The organism is Halogranum gelatinilyticum, from assembly GCF_900103715.1.
Taxonomy (GTDB): Archaea; Halobacteriota; Halobacteria; order Halobacteriales; family Haloferacaceae; genus Halogranum; species Halogranum gelatinilyticum.
The window spans coordinates 1-25,454 of the sequence record NZ_FNHL01000008.1 but is presented as its reverse complement, the minus strand read 5'-3'; the positions used below and the strand labels follow the sequence as shown (position 1 = coordinate 25,454).

23 protein-coding genes are annotated in these 25,454 nt (G+C 59.8%); 11 read left to right on the top strand and 12 right to left on the bottom strand.

Annotated features, from left to right (window positions below; all coding sequences use genetic code 11):
- Positions 1–156: 156 nt before the first annotated feature.
- The gene (locus tag BLR57_RS17855) at positions 157–480 is read left to right on the top strand and encodes an ASCH domain-containing protein (RefSeq protein ID WP_089699901.1); all 324 of its coding nucleotides are present in this window, start codon (positions 157–159) and stop codon (positions 478–480) included.
- Between the two features lie 3 nt (positions 481–483).
- On the opposite strand, the gene BLR57_RS19560 is transcribed toward BLR57_RS17855, so the two are convergent.
- The 4 genes from BLR57_RS19560 to BLR57_RS17840 all read right to left on the bottom strand — a co-directional run bounded on the left by BLR57_RS19560 (position 484) and on the right by BLR57_RS17840 (position 4,243).
- Positions 484–651, bottom strand: coding sequence for a hypothetical protein (locus tag BLR57_RS19560; protein WP_170830700.1), 168 nt, complete (start codon positions 649–651; stop codon positions 484–486).
- A complete protein-coding gene (locus tag BLR57_RS17850) occupies positions 651–839 on the bottom strand; it encodes a hypothetical protein (protein ID WP_089699899.1) in 189 nt (62 codons plus the stop codon). Before BLR57_RS17850 ends, BLR57_RS19560 begins: the two co-directional genes overlap by 1 nt.
- 249 nt (positions 840–1,088) lie before the next feature.
- Positions 1,089–2,147 (bottom strand): TrmB family transcriptional regulator, encoded by a 1,059-nt coding sequence (locus BLR57_RS17845; protein WP_170830699.1) that lies wholly within the window; start codon positions 2,145–2,147, stop codon positions 1,089–1,091.
- Between the two features lie 974 nt (positions 2,148–3,121).
- Positions 3,122–4,243 carry an ABC transporter ATP-binding protein gene (locus BLR57_RS17840; RefSeq protein ID WP_089700013.1) on the bottom strand — a complete coding sequence of 374 codons (1,122 nt, stop codon included), beginning with the start codon at positions 4,241–4,243 and terminating at the stop codon, positions 3,122–3,124.
- A gap of 121 nt (positions 4,244–4,364) precedes the next feature.
- Between BLR57_RS17840 and BLR57_RS17835 the strand changes: the two genes are divergently transcribed.
- From BLR57_RS17835 to BLR57_RS17815, 5 genes are all read left to right on the top strand, one after another.
- A complete protein-coding gene (locus BLR57_RS17835; protein ID WP_089699894.1) occupies positions 4,365–5,753 on the top strand; it encodes an extracellular solute-binding protein in 1,389 nt (462 codons plus the stop codon).
- Positions 5,754–5,767: 14 nt separating this feature from the next.
- A complete protein-coding gene (locus tag BLR57_RS17830) occupies positions 5,768–6,676 on the top strand; it encodes a carbohydrate ABC transporter permease (RefSeq protein ID WP_170830698.1) in 909 nt (302 codons plus the stop codon).
- Entirely contained in the window at positions 6,676–7,533 is an 858-nt protein-coding gene (locus BLR57_RS17825) for a carbohydrate ABC transporter permease (RefSeq protein ID WP_089699891.1), read from the top strand. Before BLR57_RS17830 ends, BLR57_RS17825 begins: the two co-directional genes overlap by 1 nt.
- A gap of 2 nt (positions 7,534–7,535) precedes the next feature.
- Positions 7,536–8,141 (top strand): DUF624 domain-containing protein, encoded by a 606-nt coding sequence (locus tag BLR57_RS17820; RefSeq protein WP_089699889.1) that lies wholly within the window; start codon positions 7,536–7,538, stop codon positions 8,139–8,141.
- A gap of 127 nt (positions 8,142–8,268) precedes the next feature.
- Complete coding sequence (locus BLR57_RS17815) at positions 8,269–9,267, top strand: alpha/beta hydrolase (protein WP_089699887.1); 999 nt, start codon at positions 8,269–8,271, stop codon at positions 9,265–9,267.
- Between the two features lie 738 nt (positions 9,268–10,005).
- Here BLR57_RS17815 and BLR57_RS17810 read toward each other — a convergent pair.
- Positions 10,006–10,578, bottom strand: a complete 573-nt coding sequence (locus BLR57_RS17810) for a DUF308 domain-containing protein (RefSeq protein WP_170830697.1) — start codon at positions 10,576–10,578, stop codon at positions 10,006–10,008.
- A gap of 146 nt (positions 10,579–10,724) precedes the next feature.
- On the opposite strand from BLR57_RS17810, the gene BLR57_RS17805 reads away from it, so the two are divergent.
- Positions 10,725–12,458, top strand: a complete 1,734-nt coding sequence (locus BLR57_RS17805) for an MFS transporter (protein WP_244510109.1) — start codon at positions 10,725–10,727, stop codon at positions 12,456–12,458.
- A gap of 26 nt (positions 12,459–12,484) precedes the next feature.
- Here the strand turns inward: BLR57_RS17805 and BLR57_RS17800 are convergent, their stop codons facing one another.
- The 6 genes from BLR57_RS17800 to BLR57_RS17775 form a co-directional block, all read right to left on the bottom strand.
- Positions 12,485–13,153 carry a DUF2238 domain-containing protein gene (locus BLR57_RS17800; protein WP_089699882.1) on the bottom strand — a complete coding sequence of 223 codons (669 nt, stop codon included), beginning with the start codon at positions 13,151–13,153 and terminating at the stop codon, positions 12,485–12,487.
- On the bottom strand, positions 13,150–13,755 hold the full coding sequence (locus BLR57_RS17795) for a hypothetical protein (RefSeq protein ID WP_089699880.1): 606 nt from the start codon (positions 13,753–13,755) through the stop codon (positions 13,150–13,152). The genes BLR57_RS17800 and BLR57_RS17795 overlap by 4 nt, the downstream gene beginning before the upstream one ends.
- A 93-nt stretch (positions 13,756–13,848) precedes the next feature.
- Positions 13,849–15,057 (bottom strand): AI-2E family transporter, encoded by a 1,209-nt coding sequence (locus tag BLR57_RS17790; RefSeq protein ID WP_089699878.1) that lies wholly within the window; start codon positions 15,055–15,057, stop codon positions 13,849–13,851.
- Positions 15,058–15,156: 99 nt separating this feature from the next.
- Entirely contained in the window at positions 15,157–15,654 is a 498-nt protein-coding gene (locus BLR57_RS17785) for a DUF1269 domain-containing protein (protein WP_089699876.1), read from the bottom strand.
- A 300-nt stretch (positions 15,655–15,954) separates the two neighbouring features.
- A complete protein-coding gene (locus BLR57_RS17780; protein ID WP_089699874.1) occupies positions 15,955–17,331 on the bottom strand; it encodes a TIGR00341 family protein in 1,377 nt (458 codons plus the stop codon).
- Between the two features lie 76 nt (positions 17,332–17,407).
- Complete coding sequence (locus BLR57_RS17775) at positions 17,408–18,772, bottom strand: metallophosphoesterase (RefSeq protein WP_089699872.1); 1,365 nt, start codon at positions 18,770–18,772, stop codon at positions 17,408–17,410.
- A 230-nt stretch (positions 18,773–19,002) separates the two neighbouring features.
- Here BLR57_RS17775 and BLR57_RS17770 point away from each other — a divergent pair, with 230 nt between their 5' ends.
- Positions 19,003–19,620 carry an HdeD family acid-resistance protein gene (locus BLR57_RS17770; protein WP_089699870.1) on the top strand — a complete coding sequence of 206 codons (618 nt, stop codon included), beginning with the start codon at positions 19,003–19,005 and terminating at the stop codon, positions 19,618–19,620.
- A 586-nt stretch (positions 19,621–20,206) separates the two neighbouring features.
- Here BLR57_RS17770 and BLR57_RS17765 read toward each other — a convergent pair.
- On the bottom strand, positions 20,207–22,384 hold the full coding sequence (locus BLR57_RS17765) for a universal stress protein (RefSeq protein WP_089699869.1): 2,178 nt from the start codon (positions 22,382–22,384) through the stop codon (positions 20,207–20,209).
- A 323-nt stretch (positions 22,385–22,707) separates the two neighbouring features.
- Between BLR57_RS17765 and BLR57_RS17760 the strand changes: the two genes are divergently transcribed.
- The 3 genes from BLR57_RS17760 to tnpA form a co-directional block, all read left to right on the top strand.
- Positions 22,708–23,211, top strand: a complete 504-nt coding sequence (locus BLR57_RS17760; protein ID WP_089699867.1) for an Lrp/AsnC family transcriptional regulator — start codon at positions 22,708–22,710, stop codon at positions 23,209–23,211.
- Positions 23,212–23,325: 114 nt separating this feature from the next.
- The gene (locus tag BLR57_RS17755) at positions 23,326–24,363 is read left to right on the top strand and encodes a sodium:calcium antiporter (RefSeq protein ID WP_089699865.1); all 1,038 of its coding nucleotides are present in this window, start codon (positions 23,326–23,328) and stop codon (positions 24,361–24,363) included.
- 773 nt (positions 24,364–25,136) lie between these two features.
- The coding region (gene tnpA, locus BLR57_RS17750) for an IS200/IS605 family transposase (protein ID WP_089699862.1) at positions 25,137–25,454 on the top strand (318 nt) is incomplete at its 3' end.

Here is a 25,454-nt window from a genome sequence, read left to right as displayed (position 1 = left end):
TAACTTATTCAGTGCAGATTCTGGGTCATTCTTCCAGTTACCAGTGCTCGGCGACCGGCGGCCACGACCCTCGGGAAGCGCGATAACAATCGAGAGAGTTTTGCCGCCCTCGCCGCCTGCACAGGGGTTTTCACGCCGCCATCCCTACGTGTGGTTATGTCCGAGATCGACGTCGACAGCCTCCTTCCCAACGAGCGCGTGAAGCAGGCCGTCGTCAGCGGCGACATCACCCAGCTGACCCGCGGCGCGAGCAACCGCTACGCCGAGGCGGGCGACACCTTCGACATCGACGGCGAGTCCTTCGAAGTCGTGAGCGTCGACCGGCGGACGCTCGGCGACTTCACCGACGAGGACGCCCAGCGCGAAGGGTCCGAGTCGCTCGACGCGTACAAACAGCGGATGGAGCGCGTCCATCCAGAAGGGTTCGAGTGGGACGACAGCGACGAGGTCGTGACCTACCGCTTCGAGCGGCGGGACTAATTTCTATCTCGCGCCAGCCACGCCGCTGCCGATAGCAGCACCACAGTGGCCGCAGGCGACGAGGTAGAACCGCTTCGAGGCGCGGAAGAAACCGGTCGTCGAGTCCATGTCGAGGAACTCCACGTCGGACTGTTCTTCGAGAGTCTCTTCGCACTCGGGGCAGTGAACCATCAGACGGCACCTCCGCCGTTGGCTTTCGCACCGGCGACGCCGCTGCCGATGGTCGCGCCGCACGCGGCGCAGTTACTCGTGTAGAACCGCTTGGAGGCTCTGATGAAGCCGGTTCGGGCGTCCATCTCGACGAACTCGATGTCGTCGATGGTTTCGAGGGACGTTTGACATTCGGGGCAGTGGACCATACGGTCGGCGTTCGACCGAGGTGGTGAAATAGCTGTTGGAGGTCATATTCGTTGACAGCGGTGACAGAGGGACTGTGCGGGCCGGAAACGTCGGTTGCGTCGATGCCACCCGTTGGCGAAACGTACACCAGCGATGACCGATAAATCCCATATTGCGATACAAACAATTGGTACTCTCCTCAACACAGCCTCGGAGTTTCGGTTGTGATGCGTGCGTTCTCTTCACGCCAAGTCGGGTCGATACGTCGCTCAAGACTCCTTTTCGCTTTCGACAACGGTGATGCGGCGTGCCTCGATATCTTCATACTGTGCACCCCACCCGCCAACCGTGTAGACCCCTTCGTCAGTCTGTATCGAAATCGAAGCAATACCCATCAGCTTCAATGGGTTTGAATCGGACATGAACGAGAGTTCGTCTGCATACGCGATATCGACGACAGTACCGGAGAGCTGCCGGGCTTCTTGTGTTTGAATATCCAGACCCTCCACGACGACTTTCAGTGTCGCTCCGTCCATCAAAAACGGCTCGTAGTCGATGATAAACTCGCGTATGTCTGCGTATCTGATCGGCGTCTTTTCGCCGACTTCCGAATAGAGTTCCGACCAGGGGAGCCACATAAACGACAAGAAGTACCAAAAGAACACGTGGGTAAACGAGCGATTCTCCAACGTGACTCCGTACTCTTCGATCGAGATGGGGTCAGGTGCGAATGCTGTTTTCTCGAGATCAGCGATGAGGATAAATGGAGAAGAGTGAGGACGCTCGCGGACAGCCGTACAAACCCCCTCGATATGCTCTTGCTTCAATGATTCACCGTGATTACTTTGCAAAATCGTCACGTTAACTGTCACACCCCGTTGATACGCCTTAGCGAGATCCCACTCTAATTTGTCGTATTGTTTACGGGTGAGCGTCGCGTGGATCTGTGTATCTGCTTCCGAGATGAACTGCTTTGCAGTCTCCAGAATAGTCTTGAACCGTCTGATAATGCTAATCGTGTGGTCGTCTATGGAGGGTCGTTGCCATCGCGTTTGTATCTCGTCTGTCGCTTTCTCGAAGCGTTTGATTCTACGGTTCAAATCCTCGGTGATGATGTCTGGGTCAAGAGCACGAGCCCGAAGAGTATCCTGTTCGTATAATTCTACGTACCCCATCTCTTCGAGGTCTCGCAGTACGTCATAGACTCGTGCATTCGGGATACCGCTTGCATTGGCGATCTCTTGTGCGGATCCCGTCTCGAGTTCAAGTAGTCCGACGTATGCTTTCGCTTGGTAAGGTGCTAACCCGGCCTCTTCCAGCGTATCCACGAGTCCCGAGGTCTCCATCTCTTCGTGTTCGAATCCTTTCCACCCTAATAAAATCAGTGGTAATCTTGGACAGTGTTCAGGGTAGCTGAACTCATACGAAAGCGAAGATTTGCAGCCAGTTTTCGACGGTATCGGTATTGCCGCGGCTGAAATAGGTGGGTTTGTGAGTGAGATATTAGTAACATGACTCAGTTGGAGGCGACGTCAAGGTCGGTTACAGTCGAGATGTCTGATGCCGGAATCAGCAAAGTGTAGATTTGAGCGTATAGAACAATACTATTCTGGAAAGAGAGTTCTTGGCGACGCACTATTGACCAGTTCAGTACCGGTGGAGTCAGTTCTTCTCTGCATATGCCGTGAGAAACGCTTGAGTTCGTTCTTTCTGGTAGAACGACGTTAGTGCCACCAAATAGTGCAATATCTGGCGATGATCTGTTTGTTACGCTCAAGATGGCCGTGGGACTGGTCCAGGAACGAAGAGTCAGCCGCAAAACTGTGTTTACACGAGTCTTGCATGTTTTCCTCACGACACGTGTCCTACAACTCCACTAACCGGTCGGCGAGTGCCCTGCAGGTTGAGAAGGCAACCCGGAACGGTGTCAGAACAGTAACCGAATCACGTGATCTGTGCTGGAATACCCGTTGCTGAAGTTCGTATACCACCTCTACAAAAATTCGAGTGGCAGTTATCCAGCCCATGTGTTCGTGAATACGGTGTTCACTTGTGCTACAACTTGTGGTGTATAATCCGCCAAAATTACACCACTAGTCGTGTAATGAATGTCTCCGGTTCCATCGGGTAGGTTCGGTCGAGCCAGCCTGTTGCGTACCTGGTCCCGTTGTCACTAATCCAGAGATACGATGAGATGACAGATACGTCCGGGACATCCGTGCTTTACAGAGTAACCACAAAAGGGAGTCTCGAACAGAAACCGGAAGCCGAAGAGCGATTGGGGTGAGATCGGTATTTTGCCTTACTGTACGACGGGAGATGGTTCGTCTTCGACAAGGATGTTCCGCTCAGTCGATTTCTCAAACAGATGAATGTGCTCCTCGGGGAGCGTGAGTGAAACGTGACTACCTGCGTCCAGCATCTGGTTCCCTGGAACCCTCGCGGTCCACTCGGTTTCCTCTTTAACCAAGTACAGGTAGTTGTCGCTACCTTCGTGCTCAAGCACGTCTAACTGTGCCTCGATCGCACCGTCACTTTCGTTGTCGATGCTGATGTGCTCCGGACGGATACCCAAAAGGAGCTCGGAGCTGTTCGTATGTTGCTTGACGCGTTCGGCGATTTCGTCCGAGATCTTGTATTCGAAATCAGCCCCGACGAGACGAGTGCCGTCAAGAGTGACGTCGAAGAAGTTCATCGAGGGACTGCCGATAAAGTCCGCCACGAAGACATTAGTTGGCTCAGCGTACACAGTCTCTGGTGTCCCAACTTGCTGAATCTCACCGCCATCAAGTATTACGATCCGGTCGCTCATCGTCATGGCCTCTGTTTGATCGTGGGTGACGTACAGTGAAGTGGTACCGAGGTCCTCTTGGAGACGTTGAAGTTCAGTCCGCATGTGGAGTCGTAATTTCGCGTCCAGGTTGGACAACGGCTCGTCGAATAGGAACACCTCCGGATCTCGTACGATCGCTCGCCCTGTCGCCACCCGCTGTTGTTGCCCCCCCGAGAGGTTTCCCGGCTTCTTCTCGAGGAGGTCTTCGATTCCCATCATCTCCGCCGTCTCTTCGACTCGGTCTCTGATCTCCTCACTCGGGAGATCAGTCGTCAGTTTCAGTCCGTACGACATATTCTTCCTGACGTTCATATGGGGATACAACGCATACTCTTGGAAGACCATGGCAACGCCGCGGTTCTGCGGAGACAGATCATTGATGACCGTCCCGTCAATCGAGATCGTCCCGTCCGTGATCGACTCCAGCCCGGCGACCATCCGGAGCAATGTCGACTTTCCCGACCCCGATGGTCCAACGATCGTAACAAACTCACCGTCATCAACTGACAACGAGACTCCATTTACCGCAACAATGTCCCCGTCTTTCGAGTCATAGACTTTCCGCACGTTGTCAACCTCTATCGAACCCATATTGTCCCTCATCTAGCCCTTGTATTTCAATATTGCGCAAGTTCAGGGTCAGACACTCTTCTTGGTCCCACATATTCGTTGATACACAATAGTTAAGTATATACTTCTGAATAGCACAATCATGGTTAGCAGAGATAGCACCTCTCAGTCCAGCCGACGGAAGGTCATCAAAACGCTCGGTACGGGGAGTCTTGTAGGTCTCGCCGGCTGTACTGGGGGCGGGAGTAACAACGGAAACACCGATAACGGTGAGGGGAGCACTGGAGGCAGTGGTAGTAACACGACTTCGAGCAAAGAGCAAGTCGAAATTACACTGTGGGAGTCGTTCGGTGGCACCGAAGCCGCAGAACTGCAGTCACTGACGAGCGATTTCGAAGAAGAGTATCCCCACATCTCCGTGAACACGCAGTCAGTCCCGTTCGGTGAGGTCCCAACGAAGCTCACGACGGCCGCTGCGTCCGGTAACACGCCGCACGTGGCCTCGTATTGGATGTCGTTCTCGACGTACTTCGACTCGTTGGGGATTCTCGACCCAGTTGACGACTACCTGGCGGACGGGCTGAACCCGTATTACGACGTCGTCGAACCCGCTGCGACCGCCGACGGCAACGTCGTCGCACTCCCCATGGACATTCACGGAATGATGCTGGCGACCAATAACACCGTCCTCGAAGAGGCGAACGCTCCGATGGAGCCGACGACGAAAGACGAACTCTTCGAGGCGGCGAACGCAATCAAACAGAACACAGACAAGCGGCCGTTCTTCCTCCAGACGTACAACAACGTGTACGAGGGATTCCGTGTGTATTACTCCCTGCTCCGACAGCAGGGAGGCAGAGTGTTCAAGAACGGTGACTGGACCACCGGTGAGCCAGTGTTCCACGAGACGGAGGAAGGGGCTGCGGCAGCCGAGTTCTACTCGTCAGTTACCGGGGAACACGGCTGGGACGCCACGAATGACCTCTCCGACCAGAACGTCCGCATCAACGACTTCAAAAACGGGGAAGCGGGAATGGGATTCCTCGGTAACTGGACAGTTAACCGCTTCCAGAACGAGAGTAACGAGGTCATCGACGGCCTGGACTTCTCGTACCACGCACCGTGGGGCTTCGACGGAAGCGAGAAAAAGACGTTCTGTGAGAGCAACGCTTTCTTCTTCCCGTCGAACCCGGAGCATACGGAAGCCGAGAAGAAAGCCAGAGTCCAATTCGTCGAATACATCACCCAGAACAACCCCGTGTGGGGGACTGGAGCAGCTCACCTGCCGTCGACGCCCGAAGTTGCCGAGTCTGACGTCGTCACCAGCCATCCGCTCTACGAAGAATACGACGTGATCAAGACCCTTTCGGAGATGGCTGAAAACGACCAGCTCCGATATCAGCCGCAGACCGACGTCAACTTCTATGCCTCCGAGATCGGTGGGCCGCTGTCGAACATCTACGCACAGAACGTTGAGCCACAGGAAGGAATCACGAAGGCTGCAAACGCCATCAGCAGCCGGATGAACTAATCTGTCGACTACCGATGCCAATCAGACCAACCAACGACGAGAGGGGATTGTTGTCTACTGACTGGGTAGACCGCGACACTCTCAACGGTATTCTGTTCGCGCTCCCTTACTTGGCTGTATTCGCCGTTTTCATGCTGTACCCCCTGCTTAAGGGGTTCTACATGAGCTTCTTCGAGTGGAATCTCCTACAACCAGCGCAGTCCGAATTCATCGGACTCGCTAACTACTCCACGTTGATCCAGGATCCGCTGTTCTGGCAAGCGTTGAAGAACACCGTCTGGTTCGTCGTCCTCACCGTTCCGTCACTTCTGGTCGTGAGCATGGTGCTAGCACTGGGTGTCAATCGCGGGGTAGCAGGGACGAAGCTGCTCCAGTTCTTCTACTTCGTTCCGTACGTCATGACGGTCTCTATCGTCGGCTTTCTCTGGTTACAGCTGTATTCCACAAACGGCGTCTTCACGGTGTATCTCAGGGAATTCTTCGGCATCGTACTGAGCAGTCAGCTGTTTGCTCTGCCTGCTCTCGCACTGGTCACGATCTGGTGGCAGGCGGGGTTCTACTTCGCTGTTCTCCTTGCTGCACGCCAGAGCGTGTCTGAACGTCTCTACGAGGCTGCCCAACTCGACGGTGCGGGCCCGTTGAGACAGTTCTGGAACGTGACGCTCCCGCAGATGAAGAACGCGATAATTTTCGTTCTTATCGCAGGAACCGTCTTCCAGTTCCAGGTGTTCGGTCAGGTCCAAACGATGACTGACGGGGGACCCGGCGAGTCGACTGTGACCTTAGTGTATTATCTCTACCAGTTGGGATTCAGAACGTTCGACCTGGGATACGGCGCCGCTGTCGGATACGTTATCATGTTGCTCCTCGTGGGCATCTCCATGCTCAATTACGCTGTTATCGGTCGGGGGGTTGAAAGCTAATGTCTGTCCGCAACTCGCTTCTTAGTGACGTTTCACTGAGCCGCGAAACCCTGTATACTGCAGGTGTTTATGTCGCGATGTACGGGCTGGCGTTCTTGTTCGCCGTCCCGCTGTTCCGGATGTTCTCGCTTTCGGTGACACCGGCGTCGGTGTCCTCGGGCTTCCAATGGATTCCCCCGGAGATCACCTTCCGATACTGGATCGAGATATTCACGTCTTCGGATCTGGTCTACCGGTGGATCTGGAACACGTTCGTGATTTCAACCGTCACAACGGTACTCGTACTCGTTGTCGACTCTATGGTCGCGTTCTCACTGACGAGACTCGAGTGGCGAGGCCAGCGTGTGCTGTTCGCAGCCATTATCGCGAGTTTCATGGTTCCTCCTCACGTGAACATCATTCCGCTGTTCACGCTGATCACGCAGATCGGGTGGACGAACTCCTACTGGGCGATCATTCTCCCGTTCACTGCGACACCGCTCGGTGTCTTCCTCCTCGTTCAGTTCTTCCGTGACATCCCGGAGGAACTGGAGGAATCCGCTCGGATGGACGGCTTCTCCACGTTCAGAATCTACGCGCAGATCATCGTCCCTCTTGCTCTCCCAGTAATCACGGCACTTGCTCTCTTCATGTTCGTCTGGTCGTGGAACCAGTATCTTTGGCCGTTGATCGTTCTCAACAACGACACAGCCTACACGCTGCCCGTCGGGGCGACAACCTTCCAAAGCGTCTACTCGGACAACGTCAGCCGGATGATGGCTGGGTTGGCAGTCATCTCGTTGCCGTTGTTCGTCGTGTTCCTCATCTTCCAGGATAAGCTTATCTCGAGTGTCCAGATGCAGGCAGGGACCGGATAGTGATGGCGAACGCCTCGGTGAAACGGCTCGGAGATGGTCTCTCCGGGACAAGCAGGTTCGTCTACAACAATAGCTACTGGCTTGTCGTTATCAGCCTCGCTTGGACGGTAAGCTGTCTCCCAGTTATCACCATCGGTCCTGCGACGTTGGGAGCCTACACTGCGATTCGGGAACTGAACTCCGACCGGAACCGAGTCAATCCCACCCAGGTCTTCCGTGTGGTCCGCCGACGGGCGATACCAGCCACCGTGTTCGGGCTACTGCCACCCCTGTTTTTCGGACTGTCAGCTTCGTATCTCTATGTCTTGACACTCGAATTCACCATCCTCCGGCTCGCAATCATGGTTCTGACATTTTATGTGGGGGTCTATCTCTCATTGGTTCTCGTCCCTACGTTCGTGGGACTCTCTCAGGGGCAATCCGGGAAAGACGCGCTCCGATTCGGCGTTCAGTGGGTCGCTTCGAACCCGACTTCCTCGATGACGATGGGCGTTCTCACACTCGCCTTGCTCCTTACGACGACTGTGTTCACTGTGGCGTTCGTACTCGTCTATGCGGGGTTCGCCTTCTCGATGCAGGTCCGACTCGTCGAGAATACCCTCAGTTAATCTCGACTAACTGCCCTGTGGCTTTCTGGGATGTCCCCGGAGGTGTGTAATTTCGTGTCTTGCACATGAGAACATATTTAACAGTATGGGACAGGTATAAATTACGGAAAATTCCGCGTCAATAGCCATGACTTCACCCGTAGATACGACGATAACGACGACTCCATCGAGAGCAGATGAAGTGCATCCACTGATCGCTGACCATCTTGAGGGGGATGCCGATTCTGATGACCCACCTGCAAGCGAGTTGACCGTCGAAGAGTTACGTCAGATGGACGCTGAGAGTCCTCTCAGTTCGGATCTCGAAATTCCGATCGAAAGAGTTTCTGACGATACTGTCCTCGGCCCGAATGGCGAGATTCCGGTCCGACAATACGAACCCCGAGCAGACCGTTCTCAGAGTTCTCCTTCGATCGTATTTTTCCACGGGGGTGGGTGGATCTCCGGTAGCATCGACACACACAATCGAGTGTGTCGGAAGATGGCCAACGTGACAGGCTATCCGATTGTCAGTGTCGACTATCGATTAGCACCAGAGAACCCGTTCCCGGCCGGACTTCTCGATTGCTACTCGGTTCTTGAATGGGTCTCCAATTCAGCGGCCGAACTCGGTGTCGACCCAGATCAGACAATCGTAATGGGGGATAGTGCTGGTGGTAACTTGGCCGCTGCAACCGCTCTGTTGGCCCGTGATCGTGACGGTCCCAAGGTGGCACACCAAGTGCTGATCTATCCTGCCGTCGGTGACGCTCGAACGAGTGAGGCCTACAAGCAAAACGCAACCGGGTACGACCTCACCGCAGACATCGTCGATATGATTTACGAGCTGTACACCGACTCAGACATCGACGACGCGAACTACTACGCGTGGCCGCGAAAGGCGAATGATCTCTCCGGGCTGCCACCAGCCACCGTACTCACTGCCGGATTCGACCCACTCAGGGACGACGGTGCACTGTATGCGGAACGGCTCCGAAAGTCGAATGTCTCCACCTCGTTCTCCAACTATGAGGATCTAACCCACGGATTCTTCGCTATGATTGGAGACCCTATCGATATTGAGAAGGTACACCAAGCGTACCGGGATATCAGCGAGAGACTGCACGCCCAGTTTGATTCCCAGTAAACCATTGGTACGGATTTTTTGATAGCCTGTGGGTTGGCGGTGTTACAGTAGAGAGCACCACATCGGCCACCGTTACCCAGTGCCCCTGGATTGGGACCTGAGCAGCTCGTGAACCTTGTGCTTCGTTCGAGACAGGATGTGGAGGTATTGAGGAGTACCAATACAAGACTCATTGGATATTTTGACCGCTCGTGACTGACATTATTCGTGTCGGAATTCTCGTGCTCATTAGCCAGTGAGATCCACTTAGAAATGGCGTCTATCTCGTTGGCAAAAGAGTTCAGCCGATGGAAACGTGACACGGATCTCACTCTGGTAGACCCATTCTGCTTGCCACAGAATGATGTCGTGTAGACTCCATTTTAACATCCATTATCTATAATTCACCCCGTACTATCGAATAAAGGCAAAATTAAACCAAGATATTCAGGGAATGTCTGATAAATGTAAATGTGGATCATATCGGGGCTCCCTCCGTGGATCTGTTAGTGAATTCTGATGCGAATTGTTCTAACTACTTCTGCATTCTCTTCAGGCTTTCACGCAGGCCTCTTACTCGGTGAGGGTCCTGAGCATCTGTTCACGTGTCCCCGCTTGGTTTTCTTGAGTTGCTCAATCCACGAGAGACCGTGGCAGCGACACGCCGCTCAGGACGACCGTGATTCAGAACAGGACGTGGTTGCAGTGAGAAGGTCGAAAAAGCACAGAATAACCACGTCACCATACCCGACTCAGTGATCACTGCAGCTCCGACGAAACGGACGAGAGGACGGCCACGGCCCCGACCAGCACGAGTCCTCCTCCGAAGAGACCCCCAAGCAGGACTGCGGTGCTTCCGGGCCACCCGACGACGAGGAGCACCGAGATGCAGACGAGTGCGACGCCGACGAGCGCGGACCGCCACGGTCCCGTTTCGACACGTGCAGCACGCGAGAGGAAGCCGATCCCGTCGATGACGACCGGAATCGCGAGCACCAGCGAGAGACGCGACGGTTCGAGCGGGAGCAAGAGGAGGATGAGTCCGACGACGACGTAGAGGCTGGCGCGGAGCACCTCTGCGGCCACGCTTCCGAAACGGACGTCGGACCGATGTTTCAATGCCTCCGTGCGGACGATACCGACGACGATCAGCAACAGCCCGAGCCACACGCTCACCAAGACGCCGGTGACGAGTGGCATCGCGATCGCGAAGAAACCGATTCCGATGGTGATCACGCCGACCGCAAGCCGCAGTCTCGTATCGACTGGCTCGTCCAGTGGTTCGGTGGTCGACGACGCTGTTCTCGACGCCGTTTCTCGTGTTGTAGCCATTACTGTCCCCATTGCTAGTCGGTTTCCTGTGATAAATATTCGATGCGCGAGATGCTCGCTCGGACGCCAGCGAAACGACGGAAACAGAGACTGTCCGGCGTGAGAGAGTACGAGTTGATGTAGCACAACCGCGAAGTTCTCTCTTCATGAGTACTGACGGGACACGTAGTGACACGCCAGCCGGTTCGCCCACAGACGAACGAGCGACGGGGCTTGAGTACTGGGGGCCAGCAATCGCGGTGAGTCTCGCGATGTTCATCGCGGTCATCGACTCGACGCTGATGAACGTCGCCATCCCCGCCATCGTTGTCGATCTCGATACAAGCGTCTCCGTCGTACAGGGCGCGATTGCGGTCTACTCGTTGGTGATGGCCGCGCTCATCCTCCCCGGCGGGAAGCTCGCGACGATGGTCGGGTTGCGACGGCTGATGACCGTCACGCTCGTCGTCTACGCAGCGGGGACGCTGCTCGCAGCAGTGAGTTGGAATCCGCTCGTTCTGTATCTCGGCTGGTCGTTCGTCGAGGGAGCCGCGGCCGCCGTGTTGCTCCCTTTGACCTTCACCGTGCTCGTCCTCAGCTACGAGGGGAAAGACCGTGCGAAGGCCCTCGGCATTCTGGCAGGGGTGAACGCGACCGGCGCGGCCGTCGGTCCCATCCTGGGGGGCGCGCTGACCACGTACGCCAGCTGGCGGTGGGGCTTCGCACTCGAAGCGCTCGTCGTCCTCGTCACGCTCGTGTTCGTCCGGTATCTCCCCGAAGCGCGACTCGGCGAGACGCGCGACCGGCTCGACGTCCAGGGCGCGCTCCTCTCGGCGGTCGGTGCGACGATGCTCGTCGCCGGCTTCCTCGCCGGTGGCACGTACGGCTGGCTCGTGGCGAGACGCCCGTTCGTCCTGGGCGGCGTTCAGTTGACCCCGTTCGGGACGTCTCCGGCGGTCTGGCTCATCGGGGGCGGCCTGCTCGGCTTCGCTCTCTTCGCGCAACACGAGCTTCGGGTCGAGCGCGCCGGTGGGTCGCCGCTGCTTCCCATTCGCATCCTCACGAACGGACGGTTCAGTTCGGGAATACTCACGAACATGGCCCGCTCGCTGGTCATGGCCGGGTTCATCTTCGTCATCCCCGTGTTCCTGCAGTCGGGAGTCGGCTACACGGCCTTCGAGGCCGGGTTGGCGATGCTGCCGTTCTCGCTCGCGACGCTGGTCGCGTCGATGGTCACCACTGGCTGGCGGGAGCACGTCTCGCCGAAGCTACTCATCCAGGGCGGTATCGTCCTCATGGCAGTCGGACTCCTGCTGTTGATTCCGCAGACGAGCCTAGAGATGACGCTCAGCCAGACCGTGGTCCCGATGGTGATCTTCGGTCTCGGTCTCGGTCTCGTGGGGGCACAGCTGATCGACATAACGCTCTCGGCCGTCGACACGGCGGACTCCTCGGAGGCGTCGGGCGCGCTGAACGCGACTGCGATGCTGGGCTACGCGCTCGGGACGGCAGTCATCGGGTCGTTCCTCCTCAACCAGTATTACCGTGGCGTCGTCACCGCGCTCTTCTCTGTACAGGGTGCGGACCTCTCGGTCGAACAGCGGAACACGCTGGCGATACAGCTTCAATCGGCCATCGAGACGGCGACGAAGGAGACGCAGGCGGCCTTCCTGGCTCGACTGTCGCCTGCCGAGCAGGACCTCGTCGCCGGTGCCTTCGATACGGCAATCGTCGATGCGGGACAAGGGTCGCTCTTGCTGCTCGTGTTGCTCGTGCTTCTCACGCTCGTGGCCTCCGCGCTCCTGCCGAGAGAGATAGCCGAGCCGGAGCCGGCACCGACGGCCGTCGAGCGTCCAGAGGACGGTCTCCGGGGAGACACTGAGACGGCCGGACAGGACTGACTCCAATCCGAGAGAGCGTCCCGCGACTACCGTTTTGCGGACTGCGCGCCGAGCCGCTCTGCGAGTTGCCCCGAGACGCCGGTGAGATACGCCGAGCCGAAGATGGCGACGAGCAGGCCACCGACCGAGTTGTAGAACAGGTCGAGGACGGTGTCGCCGAGTCCGTACTGGGTGAGGACGGTCTCGGCACCGAGGAGCGCGGAGACGACGCTGATGTAGAACTCGAGGAGTTCCCAGACCACCCCGAACGCCATCACGAACATGAGCATGAAGACGAAGAGGAACTTCGGCGGCATGTGGATGAACTCGCTGTGTTCGTCGAGTGCGCGGACGATCGCGTAGGCGACACCCGCGACCAACGAGGACGAGAGTGCGTGGGTCATGTGGTCCCACCACCACGTCGCTGAGTAGGCACTCGTGAACTCCAACCCCGGCAGCGGAAGCGTCCCGAACGCGTGGAGGAACATCGCCACCGTAATCCAGAGCACCAGCGCGACGTCCATCGTGAACCGGTAGTTACGCTCCAGATAGGCGGGGAGGAACGTCACGAGCAGCCCGACGGCGGCGTTGACCACGACGCCCATGTTCCCCAGATAGAGGCCGATGGAGAGGATGCCGACCATCACGAACTGCAGGAATCTGACCAGTTGGGACTGGCGACCTTTCGAAAGATGCAGCCGGTCTCGGAGCTTCATACGGTCCGCACCTCCTCGATTGGTTCCGCCTCGCGGTTCGCTTCGAGCACCCGTCCGAAATACCAGCGGAAGAGGAGCGCGGCGGCGAGACTGGCCACCAGCGCGGACGTAAAGATACCCATGAGTTGGTCGTTGGTCTCGACGAATCCCGTTCCGAGATATCTCGCGGAGGCCGCAGAGCCGAGTGCCCAGAACCCGGCGGTCGCGAGGGTCGCGATTACGACGACGCCGATGGCAACGTTTGGCGTCATGCTGACGGTCGTCGTCAGCTGCAGGACAACGACGACGAGCAGCGCCAGTGCCGCGATGCCGAGCGCGGCGACCGTATCGGCGAGGAACGACGGTTCGAACGCCCGAACGACCAGCGGCAGCGACGCGAGCAGCAGTATCGGCCAGGGGACGGTCCTGGTCCACGTTCGGTGTGCGAATGCTGGTACGAGTACGACCGCCGCCGCGACAGCCGCGACCGCCATGTCGACGAACAGGCCAGCGAAGAAGCTGACGGCGGCGACCACCACGAGGAGTGCGGTGAGCACCCACGCGATGGCGGCGTTGCGTCTGGCATCCTCGATGATCCTCTCTTCGGGTAACGCTTGGCTCATGATCTTCTAGCTCGACAGCGTGAACCGGCCACAGAGACGTCGTGACACCGAGTCCACCCTGTTCGAATGGCTACTGTTGGGTCGGGGACAGCATCAATCTATGTCCGACGTCGGCCCGAGCGACTCGCCAACTGTTTCGGCGGGGTCAACCTTCTCGGACGGTTCGACCGTATCGGTCGGGTCAACCGTATCGGTCTGCGACGGTTGTGTCGCGTCGCCGCCGCGGCCCACGAGTTCCGGGAGCTTCGACTGGAAGAACAGGACGACGACGACCATGAGCAATGGGCCGTAGAAGATGCCGTACCAGCCGAACAGCGGCGGGCCAAGGAGATACGCGAACACGATGAAACTCATCGGGACCAGTCGCCCCGACAGGGCCGGGCGGACGTACACCCGAATGAGGTTGTCGAAGGGCAGTTCCATGACGGCCAGAAACGCGAGGGGAAACCACAGCGACGTCGGGTCCGTCCGTACCGCGACGGTGGCGAGGTAGCCAGCGACGACAAAGTAGACGATGCTCCGGCCGACGAGCGGGATGACGGTGAACAGGCCGGTGACGACGGCCAGCGGAATCGGTGCCGGAATCCGCATCCCCGGCGGGGCGACGAGATTGAACGCACTGTAGGCGACCGTCGCCAGGAGCATGACGACGAAGATCGTGATGGTGTAGCCGAAGTAGACGGACTGTAATCTCTCGTCCACAGCAGAAAGATAGTCGACGACGTCGGAGTCCTCGCCGGCGACGTTTCGGACGAACCACGCGGCGAGTCGGTCGTCCTCCCGAAGGAGGAAAAACGCGAACAGCAACGACAGGAAGCCGTTGAACAGGGTCGCAGCGACCGACCCGACCGTCTGCGTTATCGACCCGAAGACGGTCTGAAACGCGCCACCGCTGAGCCAGCTGGCGAATACGGCACCGAACTCGGCGGGGTCCCGTGGGAGCACGCCGACCGCGAACGGCAGTGCCTCGTCGAGCCTCGCGACGATCTCGGTCGAGAAAAACCGGCTGAGTTCGACGACCGTGACGAGCACCGCGGCTCCCAGCACCGTGACGACCGGGACGACGACGAGGGTCAGCGTCACGAGAGCCGACAGGTTTCGCGACGGGAGCACGTCGTCGAGCCGGCGTTCGATGGGCCGTGCCACGTAGTAGACGAACAGCCCGAAGACGATCCACGGGAGATAGACGTAGCCGACGAACGCCACGATGCCGACGACGACGAGCGCGAACGCCCACCAGCCGACCTGCAGCTCGGCGAGAGTCTCTGTCGTCCGTCTCGCAATGCCGCGTTGTCGGCTCATGTGGGCTCCGGATGGCCACCGTCGTCGACGGAGACCCGTGACTCACCGAACCGTGCGGCCGTCACGGAATCCGCAAAAAGCCACACCGTTCCCGTCGACTCACCCGCTGACTTCTTCGGCAGCGAACGTGTCCTTGAGTGCCCGTTCGTCGGCCGGAGAGAGGTTCGTCTGGATGATTTCGAAGTCGAAGTCAGTCATCTCGTCTCTGACGCGCTCGACCTGTGCCTCGCGGGTCATCAAGAAGAGGGCGGAGTGGCCGGGTTCGATCGTCTCGCTCACCTCCTCGATGAACTTGTCGTCGACGCCGATGTCGGTGAGTTTGCCCGAAAGCGCGCCGGATGCCGCCCCCGCGAGGAGTCCGAGCCACGGTGCCCAGAAGAGCAGGCCGATGAGCATTCCCCAGAAGGCACCCCCGAGCGCGCCCGCACCGACGAGGCTGTGGGCCTGTTTGACTTTCACTTTCCCGTTCTCGTCCCGGCGAACGACTGCCGCGTCTTCGAGTGTGATGAGCTGCTGTTTCTGGAGTTCGTAGAGCTTCTCCCGGGCCTGTTCCGCACCGTCTATGGTCTTGAACGCAAGCACAACTAACGAAGTCATACACCCCTACAACGGACGGTATCGAGATAAGGTAGTACTGTGGATAAACGAGAATATTTGAGAACGATATCTGTACAATCCAGCGAATCGCCACTATCTGTCTCGGCCCGCCGGTGGCCGAAAAGCGGCTAGTCGTCCGGTAGACTGCAAATCGCGACTGTCACGGCCGTCCGAAGTGTTCGTGACACCGCTAGCTCTGTAACAACTAACAGTCTGTCGTGGCAACGGATGGACAGTCCATTGAGTGCCGTTAGCCCGCGGTTGTACCGCCGATCACGCCATCCACATGGCTCTCGTCGTTCACATCGGTCTCGCTGTTCCCATCGGTTCCGCCGTCCCCGTCGGCGGCGACGCCATCGACGGCCATCCGAGCGGTGGGTCTCGTTCTTCTGCCTCCGACAGCTGTGCCTCGATGAAGCCCACTCGGACGACGACGTCACGGCCCAGTTCGTCGGTCAGCGTATCGTCGAACCGTTGGGCGAGGTCGGGTGGTGCTTCGAGACTGCGGGGGATCCCGACGAGCACGTCGACCTGCGGTTGGTTTCCGAGCAGGATGTCGGCAGGGCGGTAATCGACGGTGACGCTGACGAGTTGCACCCCCTCGATGTCGGCCTCGTCGAACTGCTGTTGGAGGACGGTCTGCGTCTGTCGTTCGAGGGATTCCGCTTGGAAGCTCGTCCAGGTCACGGCACCGAGGACGACCGAGAGCACGGCGATGGCGACGACGATGACGACGATACGGGAGAAGACGGACGAACGGACCCCGTCGAACCGCCCCGCCTCCAGCGGCTTGAAGCCGGCGACGTAGAGCAAGACGAGTGCCGAGACGTTGATGGCGAGCAGGTTAATGACGACGAGCACGGTCCCCGCGACGGCGACACCCGGGAGACCGAAGGCGAGACCCAGCCCGGCCGTCGCGGCGGGCGGCACGAGTGCGACGGCGATTGCGACGCCCACGAGCGACGAGCCGGAGCCGCGGATGATGCTGAGTGCCCCCGCGATGCCCGACCCGAGCGCGAGAAAGAGCGACAAGAAGTTCGGACTGGTCCGCTCTGCGACCTGCGGAATCGACTGAATATCGAGTTGTGGTGGGATGAGGACCGTCTGCTGGAGCAGCCAGCCCAAGATCGCCCCGGTCGCAATCGCGGCGAGCAGTCCGAACACCTGGAGCTTCACCCCTCTCGCCGCCATCCGTTGGTCGTCGAGAACGGTCCCGACGCTCGCGGAGATCGCCGGTCCCATCAGCGGGGCAACGACCATCGCCCCGATGATCGTGGCCGCGGAGTCGAGTAACAGGCCCGTCGTGGCGATGACTGTACTCAAGATTAGAAAGGCGAAGAACGTCGAGTTCGCGGGTGCGAGGTCTCCCGCCCGTGCGTACAACTCCTCGCGGGAGATGCGGAGGCTCGGAAACCGCGCTTCCAGTGCCGAGAGTCGTTGTGAGACGACCGTCTCGGTCGGAAGGACGATGGTGTACGAGTCGTCCCGAATGCCCGCCGCAGTGAGTTCCTCCATGATCGGCTCGACACCGCTCGGCGGCACGGGAAACTGGACCATCGCTTCGAAGTCACCACGTCCAACTTCCTCGAAGACCGCATAGTCGATTCCTTGGTCGTCGAGGGCTGTGAGTACACTATCGCTCTTACCCTCGGGTATCAACACTTGGACCAGACGCATGAGAAGGGTACGCAGGGCGTAGCAATAAGTGAGATGACATTATTGGCTCGGACGCCTGCAACGCGCGAGACAGTGCTCAGGCCGACCTCTCGTCGGCCGACGGCCGTGTGGACAGTGTCTCTTCACGGTCGGCAGAGCGACGGTTCGGCTGTGGGCCGACGAGTGTCCGTTCGGGAATCGACGCCCCGCTCCGTGGTGCGCGTGTAAGCAGCCGTTCGAGCAGTGTCAACTCCGGTGGAGTCGACTTCTCGACGCGGTGGTACTCGACCGCGACGGAACCTTCGGACTCGAAGATCCGGACGTAGTTCAGACAGTACGACGGGTAGAACACCCACGGAAGCAGTCCGAACACGGCGGACTTGCGGGTGAGCCGTTTCAGCCACGTTCCCGTGTTCACGACGACCCGGCCGTCGACCTCGGTCACCGAGGGGCGGTGGGTGTGGCCGTAGATGAAACACGCCACCTCCGCATGGGCCGCGAACACCTCACGGGCACCCTCGACGTACACGTCGCGCATCTCTTCCGGGTCTGTGCCCTCTATCAGTCCGAACCGCCTGAGCGTCTTCCGCGTGTCTCGGACGAAGAAGAAGAGGGGAATCGAAATCAACACGAGAATCGCGATGACGACGAGGTTGACGAACAGGACGGCGTCGATCAGCGCGCCCACGATACCGAACTGCGCGAGGACCGCGTTGACCACGCGCTGTGGTGTCGGCCACAGCCCCGAGACGTCGAGCAGCACGACGAGGAGGTAGAGGACGCTCACGTTGAACAGGAGGAGAAACGGCAGAGAAGCGTACCGGAGGAACGGACTCATCTCCCGGTAGAAGTAGTTCGAGATCATCCAGTCGGGTATCTGCGTCATCGGCGTCACCGACTGGATGTCCTTCAGCCAGTTGAACTTCCCCCGTCCCGATATCTTTCCCGCCCGACTGGTGATGTGGCGGTTCACGAAGTATCCCGGGGGGTTCGCGTGCGGGTTGCCGAAGTCGGGGCTTCGGTTGTTGGCGTCTCGCTGTTGGCCGTGTTCGATCCAGAGGCGGCGGCCGCCGACCTCCCGCGTGATGACCACCTCCTGTTCGAGAACGACGTTGTACTCGGCCAACCGGTCGACGTACTCCGGATAACACGCGAGTTCGTAGTCGTGGTTACCGGGGATGAACGTGATCGGTATCCGTTGGCCGGTCTTCCGCAACTGCTCGAAGAGTCGCGGATACCGGTCGACGAGCGCGTCCAGCTTCTCCAGTCCTTCGAGTTCGGTGAACTCCCACAGACCGAAGGCGTCGCCGTTGACGACGAGTTCGGCGTCCTCGTCGGTCTGTTCGAGGTCACGGAGGAACGCCAGCAGTTCGTCCTCGAACTCGACGTTCTGCAACTGCTCGTCGCCCCCGATATGCAAGTCGCTGATGAAGTAGTAGGTCCGGTCTCCGGATGGCTGCATGGATGTCATACGTCTCGCGGTTATCGGCTCTGTTCGCCCCCGCTCTCCGTCCGTAGCAGGTGGTAATCGCCCGAACCACCTACGCTGGCTACCGACTTGATAGTAGTGGGAGACCCCCGGTGAGTAACGGCGTGTCGACCGCCTCTCAACTCGACCGTCCCGATTCCGAGACTCTCGGACGAATCGGCGAGACTGCTTAATCTCACTGCCGACCAACAGATACGCTAGCTATGTCCAGTACAAGCAATCCATCGGCCGGTGCAGCGGACGAACCACTCGGGAGCAGTCTTCAGTCGAACTGGCGGCCGCTTCTCGCCGCTGGCGTCGTCGTCGCGCTCCTCGGACTGGTCGCGACGCTCGCGCCCTTCCTGACCGGGCTGTCGATCGCGACTCTCGTCGGGGTGCTCCTCATCGTTGGCGGTGTGACGCAGGCGATCGGTGCGTTCAGAGCCACCGGATGGCGCGGGTTCGTCTGGCAGATCGCGGTCGGTGCGGTCACCCTGCTCGCCGGTCTCGCCGTCTTCCTGAACCCGGTCTTCGGACTGTTGACGTTGACGCTGCTCGTCGTCGGCTATCTCCTCGCGTCGGGTGTCGTCGAGGTCGCGATGGGACTCCGTCTTCGCGGTGAGAGACGCTCGCTCTGGACAGTGGCGAGCGGTGTCATCGGCATCATCCTCGCCCTCCTCCTGTGGGCTGGCTTTCCCTCGACCGCACTCTGGGCGGTCGGCGTCATGTTCGGCGTGAACCTCCTCGTCACCGGGCTGTCGATGGTGGGGATCGCACTCGGTGCCCGGAGCCTGTCGGAACCCGTCGACACCGGTGTCACCCCCGGCGTCGGAGGCGTCTGAACGGGTCGAGCGTCCCTCGGATGACGCCGTCGGACCCCGCCGGGAGACTTCGCTCGACCGGCAGACCGAACGGTCGCCGAGCGGCGATAGTATTGTGAATTACTAGAACTTATGAAGTCGACTGTAGTCAGTCCGTCCAACAGCTCTCTAGACATCTCGGCCCATCGACGTCGGCGTCCGAGCCGACTCGTAGTTTGGTCTCACCCGAGGTGTCGAAGCTGAATGTTCGCTGCGAAAGAGCCGAACAAGGGCGGTATTATGAGGTTTATCAGCTTACTTTGGTTTGGTGGTCCCCGTCCTCTTCGCAGTGTATCGAGCGGAGACAGAGACTCGCCGAGTGGCCCAACAGTGAGAGAGCATAGGGGTCTCAGAGTTGCAGATTTAACAAATAGCATTGCATTTATTAAACACTATTATTTACCCAGACAGCCGCCTCTTAGCCTCGGGACCACGACGTTCGGCGGTGTCTCGGAGTCGCGTCGCGTGGACGGTCTCCCGAGACGGCGATGGGCCACTCGAGGTCCGGGGCTGTCAACCCGTTTCGGACCGGATTCAGCCAGGGGACGGCTGCCCTGCCGCGCCGCTCTCAGAAGGTGACTCGTTCGAGGAGCCGACGGCCGAGCCGCGGACGGCTCGATTCGTGCTGGTAGACGGTGATGGTCGTACAGCCCGGACTCGGGAAGACCGGGCCGTCGTCGAACAGGACGTTGCGGAGCCGTTCGTCGGAACCGGGACGCACCACCACGTCCGGCGTCGACGGCTGCCCGCCGTCGGCCCGGAACAGCTCCGAACGCACCGGGACGGAGAGCAGTGCCGAGAGCTCGGACTGATACTCGTCGATGGTCCGCTTGTACTGGTCGCTCTCCGTCGAGTTCTCGGGATACCACAGCGAGAGTTTACTCCCGTCTGCCTTCGCGATCGCCTCGGCGACGTTCACTGCCAGCGGTGGATAGGGGCCGCCGTCGCTGGAGAGTGCGATGCGTGCCGGCAGGTCGTACCCGAGGTTGTCGACGAGGAGGACGTCGCACGAGGCGTGGCGGACGACCCAGTCGATGGGGTCGCCGAGCAGCCGCGAGCGGAGCCGGAGCGGTTCGTGCTCGGCGATGATGGTATCGACTCCGCGGTTTTCCGCGAAGTTGACGACCGCGTGTTTCGTGTCGTGGCTGACGATCTCGTCGGCCTCGACGTCGACGTCCAGCTCCTCCGAGAGCGACGCCATCCGCGTCTCGAACGAGCGGTCGGAGGGGGACTGGACCGTCAGGTCGTCCGTGAGCGGTGCCTGGTCGGGCACCTCCTCGAATCGGACGACGACCACGCGGCCGTCGTCGGGCCGGACGAGGTCGGCGGCGATAGAGACCAGCGACCGCTCGCGGTCGGCGTCGAGGTTCTTCGTGAGCGCGACGAGGACCTCGCGACGGCTGTCGTTCATGGCCGACTCCGTCTCCGAGAGGAGGTCGCGGCCGACACGGCGGCGCACCGCGTCGGTCGCTACGCCCTCGCGGTCAACGCGGGGCCGGACGTAGAAGAAGAACCAGGCGACACCGCCGACTATGATGGCGGCCGCACCGACGAGGGCGACCGTGCCCATCTGCGTCAGGAGGAGTCCACCGGTGACGAGACCGAAGATCTGAATCCAGGGATACAGCGGCGAGGTGAACTCGGGTTCGTACTCCGCGCTACCCTCGCGGAAGGCGATGACGGCGACGTTGATGAGCGCGAACACCAGAATCTGGAACGCGCTGGCGAGTTTGGCGATGTCCAGAATCGGGACGAACGCGATGAACAGCAGGAGCACCGCACCCGTGAGCGTGATGGAGGTGACGGGCGTCCCGAACCGCTCGGAGACCTTCGAGAGCGACGGCGGGGCGAGGCGGTCGCGGCTCATCGCGAAGGGATAGCGCGACGAGGAGAGGATGCCCGCGTTGGCCGTCGAGATGAGCGCGAGAATCGCGGCGGCGATGACGGCAACGACGCCGAACTGGCCGAGCGTCGCCTCCGCGGCGACGGCGACCGGCGTCAGCGACCCGGCGACGCTGCCGGGGTCGGTCACGCCGACCAACACAGCCACGATGGCGACGTAGAGCACCGTGGTGAACGCGAGCGAGCCGAGGATGCCGAGCGGGATGTTCCGGCCGGGGTCTTCGACCTCTTCGGCAACGCTCGCGACTTTCGTGACGCCCGCATACGAGACGAACACCAGTCCGGTCGCCGCGAGGATGCCCTCGAGACCCGAGTCGAAGAAGCCGACGTAGTTAGCCGACTGGACGCTCGGCGCGCTCCCGGCGGCGAACCAGCCGAGGGCGGCCAGCATGACGACGACGATGGCGACCTGGAGCCGACCGGTCTGTTTCGCGCCGACGAGGTTGATGAGGATGAGCAACCCCGCGAGACCGAGCGCGACCGGCTTCAGCGGCAGGTCGAACAGCAAGAGCAGATAGGGAACGCCGCCGACGAGCGCGAGCGCGCCCTTGAACGAGAGGGAGAACCACGTGCCGATGCCGGCGATAGTCCCGAGCAACGGTCCCATGCCGCGCTCGATGTAGATGTACGTCCCACCGGCCTCGGGCATCGCGGTCGCCATCTCGGACTTCGAGAGGGCCGCCGGGACGACGAGAAGGCCCGCGAGGGCGTAGGCGAGGATGACCGCCGGTCCGGCGATTTCGAGTGCGAGTGCCGGGAGGATGAAGATCCCACTGCCGATCATCGCACCGATACTGATGGCGAGGACCGCAGGAAGTCCGAGGTCCCGTTCTAACTCCTTCATGGAGGGCCACCGCTCTGTCCGCCGCCACGGTCGCTCTGTGCCGGGTCAGCGCTGAGAACTGCCGAACCGTCGGAGGAGAGTCGTGAACGAACCGCTGTCGTATGGAGTGTCGCTAATCGAGAGGAAGTCACGTTGTGTCTACTGGCTACTCTTGGACGGAGATGCATAAACAAACCGATTGATTTGACGGTTCGTCAAAATACACCCGTCAAAAATCCGTTTCCGTCAATCATGTAGGTTTTCAGTCGCAGGTCGACCGTCGGGAGGGGGGCCCGGAGACTGAACAAGACTATATCACTCCGGCACGCCAGCACTCTCCAGTAATGAAAGAGGGTGAGTTGGACTCCGTCGACCGCCATATCCTGTACTATCTCCAGCAGGACGCGCGCGGGACGTCGTCCACCGACATCGCCGAACAGCTCGGGCTGTCGTCGAGTACGGTCCGGACCCGCCTCAACAAACTCGAAGAGAGCGGCGTCATCCGAGGCTACCACATCGACATCGACTACGACCTCGCTGGCTACCCGCTGTACACGAAGATCATCTGTACAGCGGCCGTCCCGGAGCGGGACACGCTCGCCGACGAGGCACGGCATATCCAGGGGGTGACCGCCGTCCGCGAGATCATGACCGGCGAACGCAACGTCTACGTCAACGCCATCGGCAGAGACCACGACGACCTCAACCGGATCAGCAAGGAACTGGACGGACTCGGTCTCACCATCGTCGACGAACAGCTGATCCGCGACGAGTACGTCTGCCCGTACCACGGCTTCCTGGAGGAGGCCGATGAGTCGGGCCTCGGCGACGACGACGCCGAGAAGTAGGGCAGCTCGTGAGGACGACCCGGTGAAGGCGGCTCGGTGAAGCCGACTCGATGAAGGCGACTCCGCGGTGGTACGGAAGGATTATACCGGTTTCACTGCTGGACCCACGTACCAATGGTCCTCGGTGGTCTCTTCCCGGACACGCCGGTCGTCAACGTGCTCGTCATCCTCGTCGCGACCGGCTTCATCTGGTTCGGCAGCAGCTGGCTCGAAGAGTCGGCCGAACGGCTCTCGGGCTACTACGGCCTCCCCGCGGTCGTCCAGGGGTCTATCGTCGTCGCCGTCGGCTCCAGTTTCCCCGAGTTGGCGAGCGTCGTCTTCACCGCGCTCGCGGGGACGTTCGACATGGGTGTCGGCGCCATCGTCGGCTCGGCCATCTTCAACATCCTTGTCATCCCCGCGCTGTCGGGTATCGTCTCCGACGGGAACTTGGAGACGAACCGGACCATCGTCTACAAGGAGGCACAGTTCTACATGATCGCCGTCTCGACGGTCGTCGTCACCTTCGCGCTCGCGGTCATCTATCTGCCCGTCCCGGGCGGACCGGTCCTGACCGGCCAGGTCACCCGGCCGCTCGCCATGCTCCCCCTGCTCCTTTACGGGCTGTATCTCTTCATTCAGTGGCAGGACGTCAACGACCACGACGGCGAGACGGTCACCGACGGGGTCTCCATCTTCCGCGAGTGGGGCAAGCTCGCAGTCAGCCTGCTCGTCATCCTCGTCGCCGTCGAGCAGCTGGTCGGCGGCGTCGAGTCGCTCGGGACGACGTTCGGTATCCCCGAGTTCCTCGCGGGCGTGACCATCATCGCGGCGGCCACGAGTCTGCCGGACACGCTCGTCAGCGTCCGCACGGCGAAGGCTAACAAGGGCGTGACGAGCCTCGGCAACGTCCTCGGTTCGAACACCTTCGACCTGCTCGTCGCCATCCCTATCGGCGTGCTCATCGTCGGCAGCGTCACCATCGACTTCGCCGTCGCCGTCCCGATGCTCGGCGTTCTCACGCTCGCGACTGTGCTTCTCTTTTCCTTCCTCCGGACCGACCTCTCCGTGACGAGCCTGGAGGCGTACACGCTGCTCGTCGCGTATCTGCTCTTCGTCGCGTGGGTCGTCGCCGAGTCGCTCGGGATCACGAGCGTCATCAGAGTCGCCTGAGCCGCCGGAGACAGGCCGACGCGTCAACAGAACTCGGTTGAGAGTCCGTAGAGATCGGTCGACAAGTCAGTCGAAATAGTTGGTAAAACGAATCAGTCATACTAATCAGTATAACTAAGCAGTCTCGTCAGTTCGATCCGACGAGACAGCCGGTACGGCGGCTTTTCCCGACGACAACGACCGATCACTCCTCTGGCTCCTCGAGCAGTCCGCGCCGGAGCACACGGACGAGTGCCTCACTGGTCGACGTCGGCGTCGACGGCGACGCTGAGTTCGAGGGGCGACGAGTCCCGGTCCGCGCGAGGGCCTGGAGAGCAACTCTCAGATGTCGCGCCGCGACCCGTCCCGCAGGTCGTCCGTTCTCCGCCAAACAAGACTCAGTCCGACCAAACAATAAGACTGCAAAGTTTAGTCAGTCAAACCAAATAGTTAGACTGAGTAGTAATACTTTGAACCAGTGGCGTGATCGCCCGTACCGATGGCGACAGGCCGCATCGCGGTGGTACGTGTAATGGAACGTGGTTCTTCTAATAAACCAGCCCAAACAATAGGTCTGAATAGTCATACTGAATAGTTATACTATACAGTCTGTTTGGAAAGTCACAACGAGCAATCAGGCTGATGGGCGTGATACAGAATCGTAGCGCATACCCGCGTCTTTAGCCGCGGGTCGAGCGGACAACAGCGTACATATCCACCGACGATGTTATCGCTGTATTTCCCACCGTGAACCGTGTTTTTAAGATATTCTGGATACATAGTGTGTAGTACGGATGAAGACCACACGGCACGCCACTTACAACCTTAACTACCACATAGTGTGGTTGCCCAAGTACCGACAGTCGGTACTGGTTAACGAGGTTGGCGACCGTGTGCGAGACATTCTCCACGAAATCGCTGACGACAAAGGACTCGAAATCATCGACTTGACAGTCCAATCTGACCACATCCACCTGTTCGTCAGTAGTCCACCGAAGCACGCCCCGTCCCTTCTCGCCAATTGGTTCAAAGGGATTAGCTCGCGGAAATACAACCACCGCCACGCTGACCACAACGGCGAGAAAATCAAATGGGCACGCGGGTACTACGCG